General features: G+C 69.3%; 11 protein-coding genes. 4 read left to right on the forward strand and 7 right to left on the reverse strand.

Annotated features, from left to right (window positions below):
- The first annotated feature begins 174 nt into the window (after nucleotides 1-174).
- Together J5X86_RS23665 and J5X86_RS23670 are read left to right on the forward strand one after the other, a co-directional pair.
- Nucleotides 175-2,631, forward strand: a complete 2,457-nt coding sequence (locus tag J5X86_RS23665; protein ID WP_208518742.1) for a ThuA domain-containing protein — start codon at nucleotides 175-177, stop codon at nucleotides 2,629-2,631.
- 62 nt (nucleotides 2,632-2,693) lie between these two features.
- Nucleotides 2,694-4,847, forward strand: a complete 2,154-nt coding sequence (locus J5X86_RS23670; RefSeq protein WP_243981233.1) for an OmpL47-type beta-barrel domain-containing protein — start codon at nucleotides 2,694-2,696, stop codon at nucleotides 4,845-4,847.
- A 166-nt stretch (nucleotides 4,848-5,013) separates the two neighbouring features.
- On the opposite strand, the gene recQ is transcribed toward J5X86_RS23670, so the two are convergent.
- Complete coding sequence (gene recQ, locus J5X86_RS23675) at nucleotides 5,014-6,885, reverse strand: DNA helicase RecQ (protein WP_208518743.1); 1,872 nt, start codon at nucleotides 6,883-6,885, stop codon at nucleotides 5,014-5,016.
- Between the two features lie 159 nt (nucleotides 6,886-7,044).
- On the opposite strand from recQ, the gene J5X86_RS23680 reads away from it, so the two are divergent.
- On the forward strand, nucleotides 7,045-7,605 hold the full coding sequence (locus J5X86_RS23680) for a snapalysin family zinc-dependent metalloprotease (protein ID WP_078639166.1): 561 nt from the start codon (nucleotides 7,045-7,047) through the stop codon (nucleotides 7,603-7,605).
- Nucleotides 7,606-7,666: 61 nt separating this feature from the next.
- Here J5X86_RS23680 and J5X86_RS23685 read toward each other — a convergent pair whose 3' ends face one another.
- Nucleotides 7,667-8,464: a DeoR/GlpR family DNA-binding transcription regulator gene (locus J5X86_RS23685; RefSeq protein WP_243981148.1), complete on the reverse strand. Its 798-nt coding sequence runs from the start codon at nucleotides 8,462-8,464 to the stop codon at nucleotides 7,667-7,669.
- Between the two features lie 327 nt (nucleotides 8,465-8,791).
- Between J5X86_RS23685 and J5X86_RS23690 the strand changes: the two genes are divergently transcribed.
- The gene (locus J5X86_RS23690; protein WP_208518745.1) at nucleotides 8,792-9,559 is read left to right on the forward strand and encodes an HpcH/HpaI aldolase/citrate lyase family protein; all 768 of its coding nucleotides are present in this window, start codon (nucleotides 8,792-8,794) and stop codon (nucleotides 9,557-9,559) included.
- 82 nt (nucleotides 9,560-9,641) lie between these two features.
- Here J5X86_RS23690 and J5X86_RS23695 read toward each other — a convergent pair whose 3' ends face one another.
- From J5X86_RS23695 to J5X86_RS23715, 5 genes are all read right to left on the reverse strand, one after another.
- The gene (locus J5X86_RS23695) at nucleotides 9,642-11,012 is read right to left on the reverse strand and encodes an NAD(P)/FAD-dependent oxidoreductase (protein ID WP_208518746.1); all 1,371 of its coding nucleotides are present in this window, start codon (nucleotides 11,010-11,012) and stop codon (nucleotides 9,642-9,644) included.
- Between the two features lie 78 nt (nucleotides 11,013-11,090).
- Entirely contained in the window at nucleotides 11,091-12,080 is a 990-nt protein-coding gene (locus tag J5X86_RS23700) for a zinc-dependent alcohol dehydrogenase family protein (protein WP_059146081.1), read from the reverse strand.
- Nucleotides 12,077-12,955 carry a carbohydrate ABC transporter permease gene (locus J5X86_RS23705; RefSeq protein ID WP_078639161.1) on the reverse strand — a complete coding sequence of 293 codons (879 nt, stop codon included), beginning with the start codon at nucleotides 12,953-12,955 and terminating at the stop codon, nucleotides 12,077-12,079. The genes J5X86_RS23700 and J5X86_RS23705 overlap by 4 nt, the downstream gene beginning before the upstream one ends.
- Nucleotides 12,952-13,917 (reverse strand): carbohydrate ABC transporter permease, encoded by a 966-nt coding sequence (locus tag J5X86_RS23710; RefSeq protein WP_208518747.1) that lies wholly within the window; start codon nucleotides 13,915-13,917, stop codon nucleotides 12,952-12,954. Before J5X86_RS23710 ends, J5X86_RS23705 begins: the two co-directional genes overlap by 4 nt.
- On the reverse strand, nucleotides 13,914-15,263 hold the full coding sequence (locus J5X86_RS23715) for a sugar ABC transporter substrate-binding protein (protein WP_208518748.1): 1,350 nt from the start codon (nucleotides 15,261-15,263) through the stop codon (nucleotides 13,914-13,916). Before J5X86_RS23715 ends, J5X86_RS23710 begins: the two co-directional genes overlap by 4 nt.
- Between the last annotated feature and the right edge of the window lie 32 nt (nucleotides 15,264-15,295).

Consider the following 15,295-nt stretch of genomic DNA (forward strand, 5'->3'; position numbering starts at 1 on the left):
CCGGGGGAGCCTCGTTCATCCACACTCAGGACAAAGTTCGTTGAGTTGCGGTCATAGCTATTGGCGGGTTGCGAAAAGCCGTCTAGCTTCCTTCAGCGGTGGTTTCCGGTATGCGAGAGGGATGGGTGACCCATGCGGGACAAACCGTACCAAATGCCCTCAAGGTGGAGAGGGATGACAGTCGGTCGGCTGCGGAAGAGACGCGCGGGAGTGGCGGCACTGCTCTTCGGCGCGCTCACCGCGACCCTGCTGGGCGGGACCCCCGCCAGCGCCCGGCCCGAGGATCGTGCGCCACTCACGCTGCCGTCCCCGCCCGGCGGGGACAACGTCCGGGTCCTGGTGTTCCACGGCTCCGCGGGGGACGAGCCGGCCACGGTGAACGCCGGCATCGAGGCCATCGAGAAGATCGGCAACCAGGGCCCCGCGGCGACCCGGTTCACCGTCGACGCCACCGCCGACGCCTCGGTCTTCACCAAGCCCAAGCTCGGCAAGTACAACGCCGTGGTCTTCCTGACCGGTTCCGGCGATGTGCTCGACCCCGAGCAGGAAGCGGGGCTCGAGGCGTACATGAAGGCGGGCGGCGGCTTCCTCGGCATCCATGACGCGGCCCGCAACGAGCCGTACTCCGACTGGTACGGCGGGCTGATCGGCGCCCGCCCGGCGGCCACCAGCCCGGGCACCGCCCAGCGGGCCGTGGTGGAGGTCGGCGACCGCGTCCACCCGGCCACCAAGGAGCTGCCGCTGGAGTGGAAGCGCACGGACACCTGGCTCAACTGGAAGGACAACCCCTCCGGCACGGTGCACACCGTGGCCCGGGTCCGCGAGTCCAGCTACCAGCCGGGCACCGGCGCCAACGGCTGGGACCACCCGATCTCCTGGTGCCGTGACTACGACGGCGGCCGCTCCTTCTACACCGGGATGGGCGGTACGGTCGCCACCTTCCAGGAGACCGACTTCCGTGCCCATCTGCGGGGCGCGCTGCTGTGGACCACCCGTCTCTCGAGCGCCGACTGCAAGGCCACCATCAACGCGAACTACAAGGCCGAGCGCGTCACCAAGCCCAATCAGCCGGGCCAGTCGGACCAGATCGGCGAGCCGCACGGCCTCGTCGTCGCCAAGGACGGCCGGGTGCTGTACATCGGCCGCGGCGGCGGTGACAACAGCGCGCCCGTGGTCACCGACTGGAACGACCCGGAGATCGGCAAGGGCCAGGGTCAGATCCATGTCTACGACCCGGCCACCGGAAAGGTGACGCTCGCGGGCGCCCTGACCGTCTTCGGCAACAAGGGCGGCGGCGATGAGCTGATCAAGGTCGAGGAGGGGCTGCTCGGTATCGAGCTGGACCCGGACTTCCTCAACAACGGCTGGGTGTATCTCCACTACACCCCGCACTCCCGGATCAACCGGGACACCCAGATGGCCGAGCGCCGCGTCTCCCGCTTCACCCTGGACCTGAAGAACAACAAGCTGGACCTCGGCTCGGAGAAGGTCCTGCTCTCCTGGCCGGTCCAGATCCACAGCTGCTGCCATGCGGGCGGCGGGATGTCCTGGGACTCCAAGGGCAATCTCTACATCGCCACCGGCGACAACAACTCCTCGCAGTTCAGCGACGGCTACTCCGGTAACAACCCGCAGCCGAACTACAAGGGCGTCTCCTTCTCCGACGCCCGCCGCACCGCGGGCAACACCAACAACCTCAACGGCAAGATCCTGCGGATCCACCCCGAGGACGACGGCACCTACACCCTCCCCGAGGGCAATCTCTTCACCGGTAAGGAGCCCGACGAGGGCGGGGGCAAGACCCGTGGCGAGATCTATGTGATGGGGGTGCGCAACCCGGCCCGGATCTTCGTGGACCAGAAGACCGACATCCTCTACGCGGGATGGGTCGGCCCCGACGCGGGCGAGCCCAGCACCACCTGGGGCCCGGCCAAGTACGACACCTTCGCCGCCATCACCAAGGCGGGCAACCACGGCTGGCCGTTCTGCATGGGCAACAAGCAGCCCTACCGGGACCGCAATCTGCCCGACCCCAGCAAGCCCCTGGGCTGGTACGACTGCGACCACCCCAAGAACGAGTCGCCCAACAACAACGGTCTGGTGAACCTGCCGCCCATCACCGGGAACACCATCTGGTACTCGCCGCAGGGCGGCGCCCCCGACTATCCGCGGGACGCGAACGGCATCCCCAGCTACAAGGCGTCCGAGGCCAAGTTCCTGCTGCCGTGGCTCAAGGGCGGCGGTCAGGCCACCATGAACGGCCCGGTCTACCGCTATGACGCCGACAGCGACTCCACCACCAAGTGGCCCGCCTACTGGGACGGCAAGTGGTTCGTCGGCGACTTCTACGACGCCGACCAGCCGCGCCACGCGGTGGTGACCGACCCGAAGACCGTCGGCAAGGGCGGGCTGCCGGTGCACGCCGAAACCCTGAAGAAGATCATCCCGGTGGGTGCCGACGGCATCCGCAACCTCATGGACTGGAAGTTCGCCCCGGACGGCTCGCTCTACGTCCTCGACTACGGGCGCGGCTTCTTCACCTCCGACTCCAAGTCGGCGCTGTGGCACATCACCTACACCGGCGGCGAGCCCACTCCGCTCGCCCAGGATCTGGCCAGGAAGGCGGAGTGACCGTGAAACGAAGGCGCCCCAAACCCAGCAGACCCTGGCTGCCCCTCCTCGCCGCGCTGCTCATGATCCTCGGGCTGAGCTCGGCGACGGCCACGGCGGCCCACGGGCAGAACGACGCCCGGCAGGCCGTACAGCAGACCCTCACCTGGACCGCGGGTGACGACATCACCAAGTACGCCTCGGCGCCCACCACCGCGGTCGCCGGGAAGACCACCATCGTCTTCGAGAACAGCACGGCCACCGGCAACACGATGGGGATGCCGCACACCCTGACCTTCGATGTCTCCGACCCCGAGTACAACAACGACGTCCCGCTGAACATCCTCGCCAACCCCTCGGACGACAGCGGCGGCAAGCACACCGCCGAGGTCACCCTCAGCCCCGGCCGCTACCGCTACCACTGCACCATCCCCGGCCACGGCCAGATGCAGGGCATCCTGGTGGTCACCGACGGCGGCGGTGGCGAGGACACCACCGCGCCCGACGCCACGGCGAAGGTCGAGGGCGAGAAGAACGCGGACGGCGCGTACATCGGGATGGCCACCGTCACGGTGTCCGCCACCGACGAGGGCTCGGGCGTGGACCGGATCGAGTTCGCGGAAGGGGACGGGGCGTTCCAGCCGTACACCGCCCCGGTGATGGTCCACCAGGTGGGCCCGCACACCATCCGCTACCGGGCCGTGGACAAGGCCGGGAACGTATCGGAGGTGAAGTCGGTGGACTTCACCGTGGTGGCGCCGCCGACGGACGACACCACGGCGCCCGAGACCTCCGCCACCGTCTCCGGTGAGAAGGACCCGTCCGGTGCGTACATCGGCATGGCCACCGTGACCATCACCGCCTCCGACACCGGTTCCGGGGTCAACCGGATCGACTACGCCCTGGGCGAGGGGGAGTTCCAGCCCTACACCGGTCCGGTGATGGTGCATGACGCGGGCTCCCACAGGGTGCGCTACCGGGCGGCGGACAAGGCCGGGAACGTATCGGAGGTGAAGTCGGTGGACTTCACCGTCGTGGCCCCGCCGGCCGAGGACACCACACCCCCGGCGGTCTCCGCGACGGTCGACGGAACAAAGAACTCCGACGGTGCCTATGTGGGCAGCGCCAAGGTCTCGCTCACCGCGGCCGACGACGACTCCGGGGTGGAGAAGGTCGAGTACTCCCTGGACAGCGGTCCGTATCTCGCCTACACCACCCCCGTGGCGGTGGACCGGGTGGGCCGCCACACCGTCGCGTACCGCGCCACCGACAAGGCGGGCAACACCTCCGAGGCGCGGCAACTGGCGTTCACCGTGGCCGAGGGCGGCGGGGTGCCCGCACCCGCGTGCCCGGAGTGGGACGAGCGCCTTACGGTGATCGTCGGCACGGTGGACACCGGCGTCCCCAACCGCATCACCCGTAGCCGCTGCACCATCAATGAGCTGATCGAGGACGAGAAGGACTGGTCCTCCCACGCCCTCTTCCTCAAGCACGTCACCACCGTCACCGACAAGCTGCTCACCGACGGCGTCATCGACCAGCGCGAATACCGGGCGATCAACAAGGCGGCCAAGCAGTCCGGGATCGGCAAGCCCGGTCAGGACGAGGGCTACCGCCCGCTGTTCGACGGCACCAAGAAGTCCTACGACAAGTGGCAGCACGTGGGCGGCGGGGCCTTCGGTCTCAATGACGACGGCAGCATCACCAGCAGCACCTCGGTCGAGGGCATGGGCATGCTGTGGTTCCCGCAGCGGACGTACGACGACTTCTCGCTGAAGCTCCAGTTCCGGGATGACGCACCCGGGACGGGCAATGCCAACGGCGGTGTCTTCGTGCGCTTCCCCTATGTGCACGACCACCCCGAGGAGTCCCGTCCGGAGTGGGTCGCCATCAAATACGGGCACGAGGTGCAGATCCTCGACCGCCCCGACGGCGACATGTACAAGACCGGATCGATCTACGGTTTCGACCGGGTCGGGCTCAGCGGCGCCGGGGTCACCCCCAAGGGGAGCTGGAACGACTATGAGATCCGGGTGGTCGGTCAGCACTACTCGATCTACCGCAACGGTGTGCTGCTCAATGAGTTCGAGAACACCGGCGGCCAGGAGTTCACCCCGCCGCGCGGGGACGATCCCGGTACGGACGGCCGTCGGTACTCCTCCGGGTACATCGGTCTCCAGGTCCACAGCACCGATGATGTGATCTCGTACCGCGACATCCGCATCAAGGAGCTGTAGGACAGCCCGCGTACGACGTGAGGAACGGCGCGAGAACGGCGCGAGGAGATGAGTGGCCGCCGGAGCACCCCAGCCCCCGGCGGCCACCCTCTTGTGGCACGGACCGACGTTACCTCAGGTAACACCCATCGGTAACCCCCGTTGGGATTGGCGTACTGACGTACCGTCAGGACGCAAGGGTATCCAGAATCCCCTGCCCGTACTTCACCAGCTTGTTCTCGCCGACCCCGCTCACCGTGCCGAGCTCATCGAGCGTGGTGGGGGAGAGGGTCGCGATCTCGCGCAGGGTGGCGTCATGGAAGACCACATACGCGGGGACGCCCTGCTCCTTCGCGGTCGCCGCACGCCAGGCGCGCAGCCGCTCGAAGACCGGCACGGCCTCCTCCGGCAGATCCACCGGGGCCTTCTTGGACTTCCCCGAAGCCCCCGTCTTCGCCTTGGCGGCGCGCGGCGCCTTCTCCGGTTCGCGCCGCAGCCTGACCTCGCGCCGCTGGCCCAGCACCTCCGAGCTCGTGTCGGAGAGCACCAGCGTGCCGTAGTCCCCCTCGATGCCGATCAGCCCCTGCGCCAGCAACTGCCGTACCACGCCACGCCATTCGGCCTCGCGCAGCTCCGTGCCGATGCCGAACACCGAGAGGGCGTCATGGTCGAACTGGATGACCTTGGCCGTCTTCTTGCCGATCAGGATGTCGATGATCTGTCCCGCACCGAACTTCTGGTTACGCTCCCGCTTGAGCCGCACCACCGTGGACAGCAGCTTCTGCGCGGGGATGGTGCCGTCCCAGGACTCCGGCGGAGTGAGGCAGGTGTCGCAGTTCCCGCAGGGGGTGGACTCCTGGCCGAAGTAGGCCAGCAGCCCCACCCGGCGGCACTCCACCGTCTCGCACAGCGCCAGCATCGCGTCGAGATGGGCGCCGAGGCGGCGCCGATGGGTGTCGTCGCCCTCCGAGGTGTCGATCATCTTCCGCTGCTGGACGACATCCTGGAGCCCGTACGCCAGCCAGGCGGTGGAGGGCTGCCCGTCCCGCCCGGCGCGGCCGGTCTCCTGGTAGTAGCCCTCGACCGACTTGGGCAGGTCCAGATGGGCCACGAACCGCACATCGGGCTTGTCGATGCCCATGCCGAACGCGATCGTGGCCACCACGACCAGACCGTCCTCCCGCAGGAAGCGCGCCTGGTGCTCGGCGCGCATCCGCGCGTCCAGCCCCGCGTGGTACGGCACCGCGTCGATGCCCTGGGCTACCAGGAACTCGGCCGTCTTCTCCACCGAGGAGCGGGACAGGCAGTAGACGATCCCCGCGTCGCCCGCGTGCTCGGCCTGAAGCAGCTCCAGCAGCTGCTTTTTGGGCTCGTTCTTGGGAGCGATCCGGTACTGGATGTTCGGACGGTCGAAGCTGGCCACGAAGTGCAGCGCGTCCTGCAGCTTCAGCCGGGACGCGATCTCCGAGTGGGTGGCCTCGGTGGCGGTTGCGGTCAGCGCGATCCGGGGCACGGTGGGCCAGCGCTCATGCAGCTCGGACAGGGCCAGATAGTCGGGCCGGAAGTCGTGCCCCCACTGGGCCACACAGTGCGCCTCGTCGATGGCGAACAGCGAGATCGTGCCCCGGTCCAGCAGCCGCAGCGTGGACTCGACCCGCAGCCGCTCGGGCGCGAGATAGAGCAGGTCCAGCTCGCCCGCGAGGAACTCGGCCTCGACCATCCGCCGCTCGTCCAGGTCCTGGGTGGAGTTGAGGAACCCGGCCCGCACCCCGAGGTTCCGCAGCGCGTCGACCTGGTCCTGCATCAGCGCGATCAGGGGGGAGACGACGACGCCGACGCCCTTCCGCACGAGCGCCGGGATCTGGTAGCACAGCGATTTGCCACCGCCGGTCGGCATGAGGACGAGCGCGTCACCACCGGCCACGACATGGTCGATGATCTCCTGCTGACCTCCCCGGAACGAGTCGTAACCGAAGACGCGGTGCAGCACGCCGAGCGCGTCGCTCGCATCGGTGCCGAGCGCGGCGCTCGTATCGGGGCCGGTGTCGGGAAGAGCCATCCGCCGATTCTAGGGGGCCCGCCGTAACCCGCGGCGACCACCTGTGGACAACCGGCCGGATGAGGCAAGGTGTGTGGGCACAGTGGCCGATGAGATGGGCGGCGTGCCATGCTCATGCCCACTTGCTCTGTCCGTCCTTCCCCCACAAGGAGGCCGATCGTGAGATCCAGCAAGTTCGTCCGTGCCTTACCCGCCGCGGTGACGGCGGTGCTCGCCCTGACGGCCGGACAGGCCGTGGCCGCTCCCTCCTCCGCCGCCCCGGCGGAGCACACCGCCGCCGCGCGGGTCGTGACGTACGACGCCAGCGGGGCGGCCGAGTTCAAGGACGCCGTCTCCAAGGGCGCGGCGATCTGGAACGAGAGCGTGGCCAACGTGGAGCTGAAGCCTGCCGCGTCCGGGCAGCAGGCCAATGTCCGCATCATCGCGGACAACGGCTGGCCCCGTACCCTCTCCACCGGACTGGGCCGCGGCACGATCTACTTCGGCCGCCAGGCCGTCGACGAGGGCTACAACACGGTGCGGATCTCCTCGCATGAGCTCGGCCATATCCTCGGCCTGCCGGACATGAAGCCGGGGCCGTGTTCGAGCCTGATGTCCGGCTCCACCGCCGGTATCCCCTGCACCAACCCCTACCCGAACACCGCCGAGAAGGCCGAGGTCGAGGACAGCTTCGGCCTCGTGGGCGCGACGACGGCCGCGCCGCGGATGTACCGGGACTGACCCGAGCGGGCCGGGAGCGCCAGGCTCCCGGCCCCCTCGCCCGCACCGGAGCGGCCCGTCGTCAGACGGTGATCACCTCGACGTCGGGCAGCGCCCGGAAGGGACCGAGCTGGTCATCGGTGGCCCCGCTGTCGGTGACCAGCGTCCACGGCCGCTCCAGCGGCGCCCAGGCGGTGAACGGTGACTGGCCCAGCTTGCTGCTGTCGGCGAGGACGTACAGCTTCTTGCCGCGGTCGGCCATCATCTCCTTGAGCGAGGTCTGCTGGAGGCTCGCCTCGCAGATGCCCCGCCGCGCGTCCAGCCCGTCGGCGCCGAGGAAGACCTTGTCCGCGGTCAGCCGGGACAGGGTCAGCTCGGCGAGCGGTCCGACGAAGCCCTGGCTGACATGGCGCAGCGTCCCGGCGAGGGTGATCAGCTCGACGCCGTCCGCCTCGGCCAGCTCGCGCAGCGCGGTGAGCCCGCTGGTGATCACGGTCAGATCGGTACGGGCGCGCAGATGGTGGGCGAGCCGTCCGGTCGTGGTACCGGCGTCGAGGATGACGGTGTCGCCCGGCCCGATCCGGGCGGCCGCCCAGCGCCCGATGCGGTCCTTCTCGGCGACCGCGAGCCCGCTGCGCTGCCCGAGGGTGGGCTCGACGGTGTGACCCGCGCTCATCGCGCCGCCGTAGGTGCGGGCGATGACGCCCTGTTCGGTGAGGAGCGCGAGATCCCGGCGGATGGTGGAGGGGGTCACCTCCAGCGAGCGGGCCAGCTCCTCCACGACGACTGTGCCATCGGTCTGGATCATTCGGGCGATCAGTTCCCGGCGGTCCCCGGCGCGCAGCCGTCTGCGCTCCTCCACACCGGCCTCCTGGCTCATGGTGGCCCCCATCCTTCCCTCACTCTGCGCGACTCTGCGCAGCCCTGAGCAAGATTATCAGTCTGCGCATTCCGCGCTGTTTCCTCGCGGACACTGCGCAGAGTCTTGCGTGTTACGCGCAATCGTGCGAGCTCTCCGCTCGCAACACGCATGGAGCGGGGAGGTCGCATAACGGCGGACAGTGTGCCGGCGCAGGTCGGAACGGGGGCGAGGCGCCGTCCGACGATCAGTACGCACTGCGGGCGGGCGACATCAAGGAGCCGCCGCGCGATCTACGCGGAACGGTGCGCTGAGCCAGAACGAGAGAGAGCGAGAGAAGCTGACAGCATGAACACTTCCCCCGCCGACTTCGCCGCCCGGCTGCGCGCCCGCCGGCGGATCATCGGCTACTGGGTCGTCCTCGACAACCCCGTGGGCACCGAGCGCCTGGCCGGGCTCGGCTACGACTACATCTGCGTCGACGCCCAGCACGGCCTCCTCGACTACAAGGGCACCCTCGGCGCGATGACCGCCATCGACGCCCGCGGTACCGCCGCCGGTATGGTGCGCGTCCCGGCCAACGACGGTTTCTGGATCGGCCAGGCCCTCGATGCCGGGGCCCGCGGGGTCATCGTCCCGCTGGTCAACACCGCCGAGGAGGCGGCAGCCGCGGTCGCCGCCTGCCGCTACCCTCCGCTCGGGGTGCGCTCGTACGGCCCGATGCGCTCGGGCCTGCGTGTGGGCCCAGCCCCGGCCGAGTCCAATCAGCAGGTCGCCTGCATCGTGATGATCGAGACGGCCCAGGCACTGGCCAACACCGCGGAGATCTGTACCACGGACGGGCTCGACGGCGCCTATATCGGCCCTTCCGACCTCACCATCGCGCTCGGCGGCCGGACCTCGACCGACACCTCGGTGGCGGAGAAGTTCGAGGCGGCGCTGGCGAAGGTCGCCGAGGAGGCACGGACCGCGGGCATCGCCGCCGGAATCCACTGCCCCGACGGGGCGACGGCCGCGGGGCGCCTGGCCCAGGGCTTCACCTTCGCCACCGTCAGCAGCGACCTGGTCCACCTGGAGCAGGCGGCAGCGGCGCATTTGCGCGACGCGACCGCCTGAGCGCATCCCCCGGGTCCCGGGGCGGCGGAGCCCACGGGCCGGGGGTCCGGGGCTCCGCCCCGGTGGAAGCCCCGGGCCCGGGTCAGCTCTCCACGCGCAGCGGCGGGTCCGTCAGGCCCCGGGCCCTCGGCAGCAGCGCCGTCCGCAGGGCGACCCCGGGGGAGAGCAGACGGGACGGGCCCGCCGCGAGATACGTGACGTCACGGAACGCCGCGCCGACCACCGGGTCGATCGCGGCCCGGTCCGCCAGCCGCCCGAAGTACCAGCTCCGCAGCCGTTCGGCCGCCCCGGGCGGCGTGGTGCCCGCGTCCGCGGCGTACGGGCGGTCCGCGCCGACGGCGGTCAGCCAGGCGGTGTCGCTCGCCCGGGCCACGGCTCGCTGGGCCGTGGCCGCGAAACCGGGCCGCAGAGCTGACTCGGCCAGGCAGCGGCGCAGGGCCAGCCCGCTGAGGGCGGCCACCGCCATGCCCTGACCGTAGATCGGGTTGAAGGTGCAGGCGGCGTCCGAGACCGCGAGAAACCCCTCGGGCAGCGCGCCCGGGGCGTCGTAGTGGCGGCGGCGGTTGGAGGTGTCGCGGAACCCGTACGGCGGGGACACCGGCTCACAGGTCCGCAGATGCTCGTAAAGCGTCGGCTCGTTCAGGGACTTGACGAAGTCGAGCACCTCCGAGCCCTCGGTCGGCGGATGCTGGCCGCGCACCCCCGACAGCGTCAGCAGCCAGTTGCCGCCCTCGACCGGGGACCAGGCCGCACCGCGCGGACAGTCCGGGCGGGGCTGGATGACCATCACCATGTCCAGCGGCTCGGCGGGCCGGAACATCTGGGTGCAGTAGCCGATCCCCGCGTCGACGATCTCCTCGCGCGGCGCCGGAGCGCCCAGTTCCGCCAGCCATTTGGGGGCGCGCGAGCCGCGCCCCGAGGCGTCGATAACCAGATCGGCGGGCAGCTCCCGGCCGGTGCGCCCGGCGTCGCGCGCCCGCACCCGTACGCCGGTCACCCGGTCCGCGCCGCCGAGCAGCCCGATGGCCTCGGTGCCCTGGAGCACCTCCACCCGGGTCCCGGATCCCTCGGCCTCGGCCAGCACCCGCGCCCGTACGGTGGCGTCGAACAGCGCCCGGGTGCAGCTGGTCGTGGCGTGTCTGCCCTCGTGGAAGCGGCGTTGCCAGCCGTTGGGGGCCTTGGTGATCACATCGCGCGGCGCCTCCAGACGGTGCGCGCCCGCCGCCTCCAGCTCACCGTTCAGCCCGGGGAACAGCTCTTCCAGGGCGCGCCGCCCCCCGCTGAGGAAGACATGCAGATGACGGCCCTGGGGCACGCCCTTGCGGAAGGCGGGCTGCTCCGGGTAGCGGTCGCGTTCCACCAGGGTGACCGTGTCCACGTGGCCGAGGAGCGCCCCCGCGGCCAGTGTGCCCGCGAGCCCTCCGCCCACCACCACCGCGTCGCCCTTGCCCATCTGCCCGCCCTCCCGCCGACCGTGATCATTGACGGCCCAAGCCTGGTGCCCCGGGCCTGGGCCGTCAACCACGTACGGTTACGGGACGACCACGATCTTCCGGCCCTGTCCCGCCTTGAACTGGTCGAGCGCCTGGGGGTACTCCTCCAGCGGCAGCCGGTGGCTGATGAAGATCTTCGGGTCCAGCACGCCGGTCGCGAACAGCCCGGCGGCGCGCTCATAGCTGTGCAGCACGGCCATGGAGCCGGTGATGGTGATCTCCTGGTTGTAGATCTTGTACGGCTCGATGGTGGCCCGCGTCGCATAGTCGGAGACACCGAACTGCAGGAACGTTCCGGCCTTGGCCACCCGGCCCAGGCCGTCCTGAATGGCGGCCTGGTTGCCGGTGGCGTCGATGACCACGTCCCAGCCGCGCGGCTGCTCCAGCTCGTCCGCCGAGGCGGCGGACCGGGTGCAGCCGAGGGTGCCGGCGGTGGCCAGCCGCTCGGAGTTGACGTCGAGCATGTCCACGCTGGCGGCACCGGTCCGCTTGGCCAGCTCCAGCATCATCAGCCCCATGGTGCCGGAGCCGTAGATGAGCACCTCGGCGCCCAGGTTGCCGTTGAGCACGTCATAGCCGCGCACCGCGCAGGACAGCGGCTCGATCAGGGCCGCGTCGGCCACGTCCACATGCTCGGGCAGCTTGACGCAGTTGGCCACCGGGGCCACCGCGAACTCGGCGGCCCCGCCGGCGACGCTGACCCCGATCGCGTTCCAGTTGTCGCACAGATTGCCCCGGCCGATCCGGCAGTATCGGCACTCGTGGCAGTGCAGAGAGGGGTCGACCGCGACCCGGTCGCCCACCTCCAGCTCGGTGACACCGCTGCCGATGCCCACGACCACACCGGCGAACTCATGCCCGGGGACGATCGGCAGCGTGGGCGCGAACTCCCCCTGCAGAATGTGCAGATCGGTGCCGCACAGCCCGCAGGCCGCCACGTCCACCACGACCTCACGGGGGCCCGGGGTGGGGTCCGCGACGGTGGCGACGGTGACCTTGCCGGGGGCTTCGATGACTGCGGCCCTCATTTGACTGCTCCTAGCGAAAGGCCCTGGACCAGCTTGTCCTGGGCGGCGAAACCGGCGGCGAGCACCGGCAGAGAAATGACCATCGACGCCGCGCACACCTTGGCCAGGAACAGCCCCTGGCTGGTGACGAACGTGGTCAGGAACGCCGGGGCGGTCTGGGCGACCACACCGGTGAGCACTTGGGCGAAGAGCATTTCGTTCCAGCTGAAGATGAAGCAGATCAGCGAGGTGGCGGCGATGCCCGGGCCCGCGATCGGGGCGACGACCCGCCACAGGATGGTGGGCAGCCGCGCCCCGTCCATCTGGGCGGCCTCGATGATGGACACCGGGATGTCGGCGAGGAAGGACTGCATCATCCACACCGCGATCGGCAGGTTCATCGAGGTGTAGAGGATCACCAACAACCAGACGTTGTCCAGGAAGTTGATGTCCCTGGCGAACAGGAACACCGGCAGCAGTCCGGCCACCACCGGCAGCATCTTGGTGGACAGGAAGAAGAACATCACATCCGTCCACTTGCGCACCGGCCGGATCGACAGCGCGAACGCCGCCGGAAGCGCCAGCACCAGCACGAAGCAGGTGGAGAAGAGGGAGGTGCCCACCGAGTTGAGCAGCGCGGGCCAGGGGCTGGCCCCGCCGCCCACGCCGAAGAAGTCCTTGTACCCGTCGAGGGTCAGCGGAGCGGCCAGCGACGGCGGGTTGGTGGCGGCGTCGGCCTCGGAGTGGAACGAGGTCAGCAGCATCCACAGCACGGGCAGGACGAAGACGATGCCGATGAACCAGGCCAGTACGCCGAGCGCGGCACCGCGCCGCTTGGCCCGGCGGGTGGCTTCCGGAACGGATGTGATGGGCACCGGGGTGCTCACGGCGGTCATGCGCGGGACGCCTCCTCACGGAAGAGGGACGACACCACGCGCAGCGCGAAGGTGGCGATGATGATCGTGCCGATCACCACCACGACCCCCGCGGCCGATGCCAGCCCGTACTCGTGGGCGTTGTAGAAGGTTTCGTAAATGGTGTACGGCAGGTTGGCGGTGTCCAGGCCACCGCGGGTCATGGTGAAGACGGCGTCGAAGTTCTGCACGATGTAGATGGACCCGAGCAGGGTGCCGAGCTCCAGATAGCGGCGCAGATGCGGCAGCGTCAGAAAGCGGAAGATCTGCCAGGCCCCCGCCCCGTCCAGCCGGGCCGCCTCGATCATGTCCAGCGGGCGGCTCTGCAGCCCGGCCAGCAGGATGAGCATCATGAACGGCGTCCACTGCCAGATCAGCGACGCCTCCACCGCGATCAGCGGCGTATCGGTGAGCCACTCCGGCTGGGGGCCGCCCAGCCAGTTGAGCACGCCGTTGAACAGGCCGTACTCGGGGTTGTACAGCGCGTGCTTCCACAGCAGCGCCGAGGCCACCGGCACCAGCAGGAACGGTGCGATGAGCATGGTGCGGACCAGGCCCCGGCCGCGGAACTTGCGGTCCAGCAGCAGCGCCAGCAGCAGCCCCAGCACCACGCTGACGATCACCACGGAGGCGGTCAGCAGCACGGTGGTGACGATGGACTCGCGCAGCGCCTCGTCGCTGAGCACCGTCTTGTAGTTCTCCAGCCCCGCGAACGCGCGGCGGTCGGGCCGGAAGGAGTTCCAGTCGAAGAGCGAGATCACCAGCGTGGCCACGAACGGAAGCTGGGTGACCACGATCAGAAAGATCAGTGCGGGCAGCAGCGGCGCCCGGGTGGCCCACTCCCGGGCCCGGTTCCGCTGCGCCACGGGGCGCCGTGCGGAGGTGGGCGCCGCGGTCGGTGGCCGCTCGCCGCTTACGGATACTGCCGTCGTCGGATTACTCATCGGTACTCCTCGCCGACCTTCTCGGCCAGCTGCTGCGACTTCTTCAATGCCGACTCGACGGATTGCTTCCCGGCGATGGCGGCGCTGATCTCCTGGGCGACCTTGGTGCCCAGATCGGCGAATTCGGGGATGTCGACGAACTGGATGCCGATGGTCGGCCGGGGCTGCACTCCCGGATCACGCGGCTTGGCGCTGAGGATCGCCTTGCGGGTCTCTTCGGAGAAGGAGCCGGCGGTGTCGCGGTAGTCCGGATTGGAATAAGTGGACGACCGCTTGCCCGCGGGGACGTTGGCCCAGCCGAAGTTCTTTCCGACCAGGTCCTCGTACTTCTTGCTGGACGCCCAGGAGATGAACTTCCACGCGTTGTCGGGGTGGCGCGACGCCTTCTGGACGCCCCAGGCCCAGGTGTAGAGCCAGCCCGAGCTGTCGGTCTTCTCCACCGGCGCCTGGACATATCCGATCTTGCCCTTGACCGGGGACTTGGCGGCCTCCAGCGATCCGGCGGCCGAGGTGGCGTCGTACCACATGGCGCTCTTGCCCTGGGTGAGGTTGTTCAGGCACTCGGCGAAGCCCGACTGGGCCGCGCCGGCCTCACCGTGCTTGCGCACCAGGTCGACATAGAACTTGGTCGCCTTGGTGAACTCGGGCGAGTCCAGTTGCGCCTTCCAGTCCTTGGTGAACCAGGTGCCACCGAAGGTGTTGACCACCGTGGTCAGCGGGGCCATCAGCTCACCCCAGCCGGGCAGTCCGCGCAGGCAGATGCCGTTCATCCCCTTGCGGGAGCCGTCGACCTTGGCCGCGATGTCCGCGACCTGCTGCCAGGTGGGCCGCTCGGGCATCTTCAGATGCTTCTCGGCGAGGACGTCCTTGCGGTACATCAGGAACGACGACTCGCCGTAGAACGGCTCGGCGTAGAGCTTGCCGTCCTCGGCGGTCAGCGACTGCCGCATCGAGGGGAGGACGTCCTTCTGATCGAATGCCTTGTCCTTGGCGGCATAGCCGTCCAGCGGCATCAGCCAGCCGTTCTTCGCGTAGAAGGGCACCTCGAAATTGCTGATGGTGGCCACGTCGTACTGGCGCGCCTGATTGGCGAAGTCCTGGCTGATCTTGTCGCGGACCTCGTTCTCGGGCATCATCGTGAATTTGACCGTGATGCCCGTTTCCTTGGTGAAATACTTCGTGGTGAGCTTCTGCAAGTCCACCATCTGCGGGTTGTTCACCATCAGGACGCGGATGGTCTTGTCGCCTGAGCTGCCGCCCCCCATACCGGCGCAACCGGTCAGGAGCGCGCCCGCGGTCAGGGCCACCACCGGTATCCGGGCAGCACGAAGAGTCAGGACTGGCATAACGGGTCCAATCGAAGGGACGTGGGGAAGGT

The sequence above is a fragment of the Streptomyces sp. NEAU-YJ-81 genome, from assembly GCF_017592595.1.
In the GTDB taxonomy this organism is placed as follows: Bacteria; Actinomycetota; Actinomycetes; order Streptomycetales; family Streptomycetaceae; genus Streptomyces; species Streptomyces hygroscopicus_B.

Coding starts and splice junctions, on each gene's coding strand:
- J5X86_RS23665 (WP_208518742.1), top strand. CDS start 175: ATGACAGTCGGTCGGCTGCGGAAGAGACGCGCGGGAGTGGCGGCACTG.
- J5X86_RS23670 (WP_243981233.1), top strand. CDS start 2,694: ATGATCCTCGGGCTGAGCTCGGCGACGGCCACGGCGGCCCACGGGCAG.
- recQ (WP_208518743.1), bottom strand. CDS start 6,885: ATGGCTCTTCCCGACACCGGCCCCGATACGAGCGCCGCGCTCGGCACC.
- J5X86_RS23685 (WP_243981148.1), bottom strand. CDS start 8,464: ATGAGCCAGGAGGCCGGTGTGGAGGAGCGCAGACGGCTGCGCGCCGGG.
- J5X86_RS23690 (WP_208518745.1), top strand. CDS start 8,792: ATGAACACTTCCCCCGCCGACTTCGCCGCCCGGCTGCGCGCCCGCCGG.
- J5X86_RS23695 (WP_208518746.1), bottom strand. CDS start 11,012: ATGGGCAAGGGCGACGCGGTGGTGGTGGGCGGAGGGCTCGCGGGCACA.
- J5X86_RS23700 (WP_059146081.1), bottom strand. CDS start 12,080: ATGAGGGCCGCAGTCATCGAAGCCCCCGGCAAGGTCACCGTCGCCACC.
- J5X86_RS23705 (WP_078639161.1), bottom strand. CDS start 12,955: ATGACCGCCGTGAGCACCCCGGTGCCCATCACATCCGTTCCGGAAGCC.
- J5X86_RS23710 (WP_208518747.1), bottom strand. CDS start 13,917: ATGAGTAATCCGACGACGGCAGTATCCGTAAGCGGCGAGCGGCCACCG.
- J5X86_RS23715 (WP_208518748.1), bottom strand. CDS start 15,263: ATGCCAGTCCTGACTCTTCGTGCTGCCCGGATACCGGTGGTGGCCCTG.